Below are 7,137 nucleotides of genomic sequence, written 5' to 3'. Positions count from 1 at the left end.
ACCCCCGCCCCCCCCCCCGCGGGCGCCAGCGTCCGCAAAGCCCGCATGCAAAACCCCGGGCCAGCCCCCACCCCCCCCCCCCCCCCCACCGGGTTTTAGGAGCCGGCCCCGTCCCCGGGCCGGCTCCACCTTTTCGGGAGAGACCCGAAGAAGCCCAGATAGCAGAACTCGACCGATAGCAGAACTCGACTTGAGCGTCGCCAAATTGAAGTATTGAGAGAATTGTGGAGACGTTCTCTAGTTCGTCTGGGAGCCGTAATTGGTGACTGTATCGAAGCCGATCTCGAGTTCGGCTTCTACCGCTGCAATACTGCGGAGTGGCACTCTTACGGGTGCCGTCTAGTGCGAGGGCTTATCCCTTCTGAATAAGGGGCAATCGCTTACAGGTTGCTGCACATCCGCTTCATGTTGATGAAGCAAGAGGATGTGTGAAATGATTAATTCAAACAAATTAGCAAAACTCAGAACCGTGCAGGCCAAGAAGCAAAATTGGCGATGCTTCTACTGCGGTTTTCAGATGTGGGATGGAGACCCGACGCTGTTTTCGGAGCGTTATCATCTCCCTATTGGATCGCTCAACCGCTTCCGCTGCACTGCGGAACATCTGAAACCCCGGATGGACGGCGGCGAGGACAGACAAGAGAACCTTGTTGCGGCGTGCAAGTTTTGCAATCAAACCCGGCATCGAACGGGTAAAGTGCTATCGCGGCCACGTACAAGCGGCACGTCCGAAAGCGAATAACGGCCCGGAAATGGCATCCGCTCGCGTGTCACCACTTGTTGAAATGATGAGCGTCAGACGATCCATCGGAAGGCCGCTACGGACATCGGAACAGAGCCAGAAACTCTTGGCTCGGTCCAGCTTTCCAAGGGCTATTGACCGATGCAGTATGAACCATCCATTCAACCTCCGGATCGCTGCGATGTTGGAAATCCCGGAAGATCGATGCGAGCGCCACCGCCTATTCAAGGCCATCGACGACGCGTTCAAGGCGGGCGACTTCGACGCCCTCGGTGTGGCTCTCGGCGGCTCACCCGGCTGGTTCGACGAGCAGATGCCTTTTGAACTCGGCCTTGGGCATCCACTGGAATATGCGATCTATTGGAGCCCCACCGCTTTGATCTCGATCCTACTGGATGCGGGCTCGGACCCGAACTATCAACACCACGGCGGTTTTCCGGCAATCATTGCGGCACTGTCCACCGACCGGGCTGACAGACTGGAAGTCGTCCGAATCCTGATCGATGGTGGCGCAGACCTCAACATGCGGGGTGTAAACGACTGGACGCCGCTTCACTATGCGGTCGCTATCCGTAGCGTCGATGCCATCCGCCTGCTGTTGGCGGCGGGCGCCGACCCATCGCTCGAAACCCGCATCGACGACTATGCGACAGCCCTCGAGGACGCCGACAATGCCGGCTTTGAAGCCGGCGGTTCGTTGCTGCGCGATGCGATGACCAGGCGCGGCTCCAATGGACGGTGAGGTGGGCGACGATGCCGGTGAACCATATAGCCGAAGATTTGAGCAAGGCTGGCCTCAGGTCTTCGTCAGTCCCGCTTTGAAGCGTTTGCCGTTGGCGACGTAGTGCGCGGCCGAATCGCGCAGCATTGCGACCGCGGCATCGTCCAGCACTCGCACCAAACGCGCGGGCGAGCCGATGATCAGCGAATTGTCGGGGAATTCCTTGCCTTCGGTGACCAGCGCGCCGGCGCCGACCAGCGAGTTCTTGCCTATTTTTGCGCCGTTCAGCACGATGGCGCCCATGCCGATCAGGCTGTTGTCGCCGATCGTGCAGCCATGCAGCAAGGCCCGGTGGCCGATCGTGCAGCTTTGCCCGATGGTCAGGGGAAAACCGACGTCGGTATGCATGACCGTGTGCTCCTGCACATTGGTATCAGCGCCGATAACGATCGGCTCGTTGTCACCGCGGATGACGACGTCGAACCAGAAGCCGGCGTTGCGGCCGACCCTGATATCGCCGACCAGGATGGCATCCGGCGCGATCCAGTTGCTGTCCGCGTCCTCGAAACCGGGGGCTTTTCCGTCGATCGCATAGAGCGGCATTTTTCGCCTCCGAATCGTCTCATCCTGAAAAATCAGCCGAACCTAGGAACATGCCCGCCCGGAATGCAATGTCGATCAGCACGACGCCCAATGCCAACGCCCAGATCGTCGCGGTGCAACCGCAGGAGATCAGCGCCGGGGCGGAAATACGGCCTTGCCGCCAGGCGTCGAGCGCTTCGTTGGCGAACATCAAGGGTCCGGCGCACGCCGTCGCGAAGAGCGAGCGCAGCACATGCGCTGGCGACACATAGGGTTCGACGAAGGTAAGCCGGCGGCCTGATATCAGCTCCATAGCCGATCCGGCTAGGCCGCACGCCGTCAGCCCAACCATAAAAGCAAAGAGTGTGTGTTCGACCGGACCCATCTTTACCTTCCATTTACCATGAAATCGCACAGTCGTGTTCGACAGGCGCGTTGCAAGAGCCGTACCGCGCCACATGTGCTGCTCAAGGACACCTCAAGGGGGATGCACATGGAACATCTGGGACAGACGGCCGAAATTGGGGATCGCGATGAAGCAGGCAGCCACCGCCAACAGTCCGCAACTCACCGTCGTCGATTCCAAGCTGATGAAGCGGGTGTTCTACGTGTTCGCGGCGCTGGCAATGCTTTCGGTGGCGATCAGCCTTGGCGGCAAATGGCTCGGCCGCTCGATCGCCATGGCCGGATACACCGACGACACGACAATCCACGAGGTCGTGATCGGCAACAATGTCATCGCCGTGCCGGCCAATGTCATCCGCTTCGACCAGGCCCGGCGCGCCGGCAGCGCCTCGCGCCTCGACCTCTATCTGCGCTATCCCGAGATGGACGGCTACAGCGAGGCCGCCCGCGACGATTTCAACCACACCGGATCGAGCAAGGACATCGTCTTCCTGTCGTTCGAACGGCAGACAATGTCGCGCGACATGAGCGGCCGCTTCGCGCCGATCTACAGCGCCCTGATCGTCGAACCCGGCACGCCCGGCCCGGGCGGCACGACGCTCTACGGCTTCACCGAAAAATCAGGCTATTTCAACGAGGTGCTGGCGGTCGCCGATCGCCGGGGCAAGGACCCGTTCGTGGCCCGCTGCCTGAGCGGCCCGAGTGCTGCGCAATCGCTGGCGCCCTGCGAACGCGACATCCTGGTCGGCGACAATCTCAGCCTCACCTACCGCTTTCCCATGGAATTTCTGGGCGACTGGCAGGCGCTCGACGCAGCCATCGCCGTTGAGGCTGCGCGTATGCTGAAGACCGGGCGCTAACGCATTGTGTCTGAAGGGATTACGCGACGTGTCTGAAGGGTTTGTGCGACGCGCTTTGTGGGCAAAATCGCAAAAGGCGGAGATTGGCGCCCCCTTTCTCCGCGGCAGGGATGACGGGCGCCTGCCGTAACCGCAAACTCCAACTCAGGCCAGATCGATGTCGAGGATCGCCATCGAGAAATTATAGTCGCCGTCGTCCTCGTCCTTGAAGACGATGCCGAGGAATTCGTCGCCGACATAGACCTCGGCCGAATCGTCCTTGCGCGGCCGCGCCTTCACTTCAAGCTTGGGGTTCTGGAAGACGCGCTTGAAATAGGCGTCCAGCTTTCTGATTTCGTCCGGCTTCAAAAGTCTTCTCCGATCGTCGGTCTTGCTCGTTTGAGCGCGCTTCTGGCACGTCGACAATGGCGATGTAAAGGCAAGCCGGCGACAGAACAGGGTAATCGCCTCAGGTTTGCGCTGCCCCTCATCGCCCTGCCGGGCACTTCTCCCCGTATAGTGACGGGGAGAAGGACGCCTTTGCAAGGATTTCGCCAATCTCCGGCCTTGCAGAAAGGGTGCCGACGTCGCGGCCAAGTCCCTTCTCCCCGTCACTATACGGGGAGAAGGTGCCGGCAGGCGGATGAGGGGCGACGCCACGATCGGCAATTGGTCTAGAGCGATTGCCCTGGCGACTACGCCCGGAGCTTGGCGTCAGATATCGAAGCTGACGACGTGGTCCATCGTCTGCGACGGCAAAAGCTGGTCCATTTGCCGCGAAGGCTGGTCGCAGCCGGTCTCGCCGACGACGCGGGCCGGCACGCCGGCAACCGTCTTGTTGTGCGGCACCGGCGACAGCACCACCGAGCCTGCCGCGATCTTCGAGCAATGGCCGACTTCGATGTTGCCGAGGATCTTGGCGCCGGCGCCGATCAGCACGCCATAGCGGATTTTTGGATGGCGGTCGCCGCCGGCTTTGCCGGTGCCGCCCAGCGTCACGCCGTGCAGGATCGACACGTCGTCCTCGATCACCGCCGTCTGGCCGACGACAAGGCCGGTGGCGTGGTCGAGGAAGATGCCCTTGCCGATGCGGGCGGCCGGGTTGATGTCGGTCTGGAACACCGAGGACGACCGGCTCTGCAGGTAGAGCGCGAAGTCCTGGCGGCCCTGGTTCCACAGCCAATGCGCCAGCCGATGGGTCTGGATGGCGTGAAAGCCCTTGAAATAGAGCACCGGCATGATGAAGCGGTCGCAGGCCGGATCGCGGTCGTAATAGGCCTGGATGTCAACACGCACCGTCGACGACCAGTCCATGTCATCGGCTGCCATCGCCTTGAATGTCTGGCGGATGAGATCGGAACCGATATCCTGATGGGCGAGCCGCTCGGCCAGCCGATGGATGACCGCCTCCTCCAGGCTTTCCTGGTTGAGGATGGTCGAATAGAGGAACGCCGCCAGCAGCGGATCGCGGTTGACCGCCTCCATCGCTTCGTCGCGGATCGAGCGCCAGATCGGATCGATCGGCTTCACCATGGTCGGGCGGGCAATCGTAACGCTGTTCATCAATGGTCTCCGGCCATGTAATGTCTCCGGCTTGGCGGCTTGCCTATTCTCCGGCCGCACATATAAGCCAGATCGTAGCACGGTTGAACTCAATTTTCCTTAGTGCTTTGTCAAATGGATTTGGTTCACGGAAATTCAAGCGGCCATGGAAAACGAACCCTTGATCGACGAGCCGCTGAAGCACGAGCTTTCCGCGCTCTACCGGGCCGAAGGCCGCCACTATCACAACCTTGCCCATATCGAGGCGATGCTGGCGCTGGCCAGCCACTATCAGGCATCCCTGCACGACCCCGAGGCGGTCGAGGCGGCGATCTGGTTCCACGACGCCATCTATGACAGCTGGGCCAAGGACAACGAAGCCAAGAGCGCCGCCCTTGCCGAGAAAAAGCTCGCCGGCCGCACCGATGCGCAGCGCCTTGGCCGCATCGCGGCGATGATCATCGCCACCGCCACGCATGAGTTACCGCACTTTGACGACGAGAGTGCCGTGCGCGATGCAGCGCTGTTCCTCGACATGGACCTGGCAATTCTGGGTGCAACTGTTGATGCCTTCGATGCCTATGAACAGGCGGTTCGCCGCGAATATGGCTGGGTGGAAGAGCCGATGTGGCGTGCCGGCCGCAGTGCTGTTCTGAAGAGTTTCCTCGCCCGCCCTCGCATCTTTCACACCGAGGAGTTCCGGCAGCGGTTCGAGGCTCAGGCTCGGCAAAACATGGCGCGTTCGCTCAAGGCGCTCGAGCTAGGCTGAATCCAGACAGGCTTAGTTTCGGAAAAGCGTTCATACGCTGCCCACCGATGCACTCACAGCGGATTTCCGGCATAGAACTCCAGCACCCGCTGCTTGAAGGTCTTGTCGCCGACGGCCAGCATGTGGTCGCGGCCCTCGATGTGAAAAGCCCTGGCGTTCGGCATCAAGGCGGCCAGTTCGTCGGGCGAACCGCCGATATCGTCCTTGGTGCCGACGGCGATCAACGTCGGCTGGGCGATGCGTGCAATATCGGCCTCGGCCAGCAATTCCCGCGAGGTGGCAATGCAGGCGGCCAGCGCCCGGCGGTCGCTGCGGGTCTGGTCGGCGAAGGCGCGAAACGAGCGGCCGCGCGGATGGCTGGTGGTATCGGGATCGTCGGCGAGAAGGGCGGCGGCGATCGGATCCCAGTCGCCGACGCCGTCGACCATGCCGACGCCGAGACCGCCGAAGACCAGCGTCGCCACTTTGTCCGGATCGGAAAGGGCCAGGAACGCCGATATCCGCGCGCCCATCGAATAGCCCATGACATGGGCGCGTTCGATGCCGAGGTGGTTCAGCAACGCTGCCCCGTCGGAAGCCATTTTTGCGGGCGTATAATCGGCCTCTTCATAGCTCTTCGACGAGGCGCCATGGCCGCGATTGTCGAAGGCGATGGCGCGGTAGCCGGCATCGTTCAGCGCCTTGAACCAGCCGGGCGACACCCAGTTGACGTAATGGGTCGACGCGAAGCCATGGATCATGAGCACCGGATCGCCCTGCCCCGATGCCGGCTGGCGGTCGAGGAAGGCAAGATCAAAACCATCATGGGAGAAAAACTGCATCTGCGACGGATCCTGGGCGTTCAGTTGTGCGCAGTGCCGATTGCCGGGTGGCGCAACAGGTCGCCATCCTCGATGCCGCCCCTGGCGGCAGTGCCCGCCTTGAGCTCGAGCACGAAGCGAACCGGCTCGCCGGGCGAGATCATCGCCTCGGATTGCGGCTCGCCTTGCTTGATCGCCCGGATCTTGCCGTCCTGACCGACAAAGATCAGGTCGAGCGGCATCGGCGTGTTCTTCATCCAGAAGCTCACATCCCGAGGCTCCTCGAACACGAACAGCATGCCATGATCGTCGGCCATCTCCTCGCGAAACATCAGGCCGGCCTCGCGCTCGGCGGAGGTGTCGGCGATTTCGATCGAGAAAGAGCGCTCGCCGGCTTTCGTCACCGCGACCAGCGGCTGCGGGTCGACCGCAAGGATCATCGCCTGGCCGTCTGCCGAAGCCGGTTGCTGCGAATGGAAGAAAGCGCCGGTGGCGACGACGAAGGCGATCGCGGCGCAGACTACGCCCGTTGTCAGCCAGTTCCTGTGAGTCATGCAAAATCCTCGGCCGGAAATCGTCCTAGACCATGATCCCAGAAAGTGGAACCCGGTTTTCGCTGGAGATCATGGTCAAGCAAAAAGCACTAGGTGGTGTGGACTCTTAGGATTCCCTTTTTGACCGTAGCATGATTCAAGACTGCTTTTGGAGGCAGCCTTGGGTGTAATGGATCGGTTGAT

10 protein-coding genes are annotated in these 7,137 nt (G+C 61.5%); 4 read left to right on the top strand and 6 right to left on the bottom strand.

Features of this window, described 5'->3' with window-relative positions; translation table 11 throughout:
- The first annotated feature begins 424 nt into the window (after window positions 1-424).
- The gene (locus NKH12_RS29400; protein ID WP_352956333.1) at window positions 425-742 is read left to right on the top strand and encodes an HNH endonuclease; all 318 of its coding nucleotides are present in this window, start codon (window positions 425-427) and stop codon (window positions 740-742) included.
- On the top strand, window positions 651-1,484 hold the full coding sequence (locus tag NKH12_RS29395; protein ID WP_352956332.1) for an ankyrin repeat domain-containing protein: 834 nt from the start codon (window positions 651-653) through the stop codon (window positions 1,482-1,484). Before NKH12_RS29400 ends, NKH12_RS29395 begins: the two co-directional genes overlap by 92 nt.
- Before the next feature lie 54 nt (window positions 1,485-1,538).
- Here the strand turns inward: NKH12_RS29395 and NKH12_RS29390 are convergent, their stop codons facing one another.
- Complete coding sequence (locus NKH12_RS29390; protein WP_352956331.1) at window positions 1,539-2,066, bottom strand: gamma carbonic anhydrase family protein; 528 nt, start codon at window positions 2,064-2,066, stop codon at window positions 1,539-1,541.
- Between the two features lie 19 nt (window positions 2,067-2,085).
- A complete protein-coding gene (locus NKH12_RS29385) occupies window positions 2,086-2,430 on the bottom strand; it encodes a DUF6949 family protein (RefSeq protein ID WP_352956330.1) in 345 nt (114 codons plus the stop codon).
- Window positions 2,431-2,578: 148 nt separating this feature from the next.
- On the opposite strand from NKH12_RS29385, the gene NKH12_RS29380 reads away from it, so the two are divergent.
- Window positions 2,579-3,310 (top strand): hypothetical protein, encoded by a 732-nt coding sequence (locus NKH12_RS29380; RefSeq protein ID WP_352956329.1) that lies wholly within the window; start codon window positions 2,579-2,581, stop codon window positions 3,308-3,310.
- Between the two features lie 144 nt (window positions 3,311-3,454).
- On the opposite strand, the gene NKH12_RS29375 is transcribed toward NKH12_RS29380, so the two are convergent.
- Both NKH12_RS29375 and cysE read right to left on the bottom strand, forming a co-directional pair.
- A complete protein-coding gene (locus tag NKH12_RS29375; protein ID WP_013531334.1) occupies window positions 3,455-3,658 on the bottom strand; it encodes a DUF3126 family protein in 204 nt (67 codons plus the stop codon).
- A gap of 345 nt (window positions 3,659-4,003) precedes the next feature.
- On the bottom strand, window positions 4,004-4,852 hold the full coding sequence (gene cysE / locus NKH12_RS29370) for a serine O-acetyltransferase (protein ID WP_192361556.1): 849 nt from the start codon (window positions 4,850-4,852) through the stop codon (window positions 4,004-4,006).
- A gap of 145 nt (window positions 4,853-4,997) precedes the next feature.
- Here cysE and NKH12_RS29365 point away from each other — a divergent pair, with 145 nt between their 5' ends.
- Window positions 4,998-5,600, top strand: a complete 603-nt coding sequence (locus NKH12_RS29365) for an HD domain-containing protein (RefSeq protein ID WP_352956328.1) — start codon at window positions 4,998-5,000, stop codon at window positions 5,598-5,600.
- A gap of 53 nt (window positions 5,601-5,653) precedes the next feature.
- On the opposite strand, the gene NKH12_RS29360 is transcribed toward NKH12_RS29365, so the two are convergent.
- Together NKH12_RS29360 and NKH12_RS29355 are read right to left on the bottom strand one after the other, a co-directional pair.
- Window positions 5,654-6,421 (bottom strand): alpha/beta fold hydrolase, encoded by a 768-nt coding sequence (locus NKH12_RS29360; protein WP_352956327.1) that lies wholly within the window; start codon window positions 6,419-6,421, stop codon window positions 5,654-5,656.
- Between the two features lie 20 nt (window positions 6,422-6,441).
- Entirely contained in the window at window positions 6,442-6,954 is a 513-nt protein-coding gene (locus NKH12_RS29355; RefSeq protein ID WP_352956326.1) for a DUF192 domain-containing protein, read from the bottom strand.
- Window positions 6,955-7,137: the final 183 nt, after the last annotated feature.

It is taken from the genome of Mesorhizobium sp. M1322, from assembly GCF_040318085.1.
Taxonomy (GTDB): Bacteria; Pseudomonadota; Alphaproteobacteria; order Rhizobiales; family Rhizobiaceae; genus Mesorhizobium.
The sequence above is the reverse complement of the archived record's forward strand: the minus strand, read 5'-3'. Positions and strand labels throughout refer to the sequence as shown.

What these genes read in the sequence shown, in the direction of transcription:
- NKH12_RS29355 (WP_352956326.1), bottom strand. Translation starts at nt 6,954, where the DNA reads ATGACTCACAGGAACTGGCTGACAACGGGCGTAGTCTGCGCCGCGATC.
- NKH12_RS29365 (WP_352956328.1), top strand. Translation starts at nt 4,998, where the DNA reads ATGGAAAACGAACCCTTGATCGACGAGCCGCTGAAGCACGAGCTTTCC.
- cysE (WP_192361556.1), bottom strand. Translation starts at nt 4,852, where the DNA reads ATGAACAGCGTTACGATTGCCCGCCCGACCATGGTGAAGCCGATCGAT.
- NKH12_RS29380 (WP_352956329.1), top strand. Translation starts at nt 2,579, where the DNA reads ATGAAGCAGGCAGCCACCGCCAACAGTCCGCAACTCACCGTCGTCGAT.
- NKH12_RS29400 (WP_352956333.1), top strand. Translation starts at nt 425, where the DNA reads ATGTGTGAAATGATTAATTCAAACAAATTAGCAAAACTCAGAACCGTG.
- NKH12_RS29390 (WP_352956331.1), bottom strand. Translation starts at nt 2,066, where the DNA reads ATGCCGCTCTATGCGATCGACGGAAAAGCCCCCGGTTTCGAGGACGCG.
- NKH12_RS29385 (WP_352956330.1), bottom strand. Translation starts at nt 2,430, where the DNA reads ATGGGTCCGGTCGAACACACACTCTTTGCTTTTATGGTTGGGCTGACG.
- NKH12_RS29360 (WP_352956327.1), bottom strand. Translation starts at nt 6,421, where the DNA reads ATGCAGTTTTTCTCCCATGATGGTTTTGATCTTGCCTTCCTCGACCGC.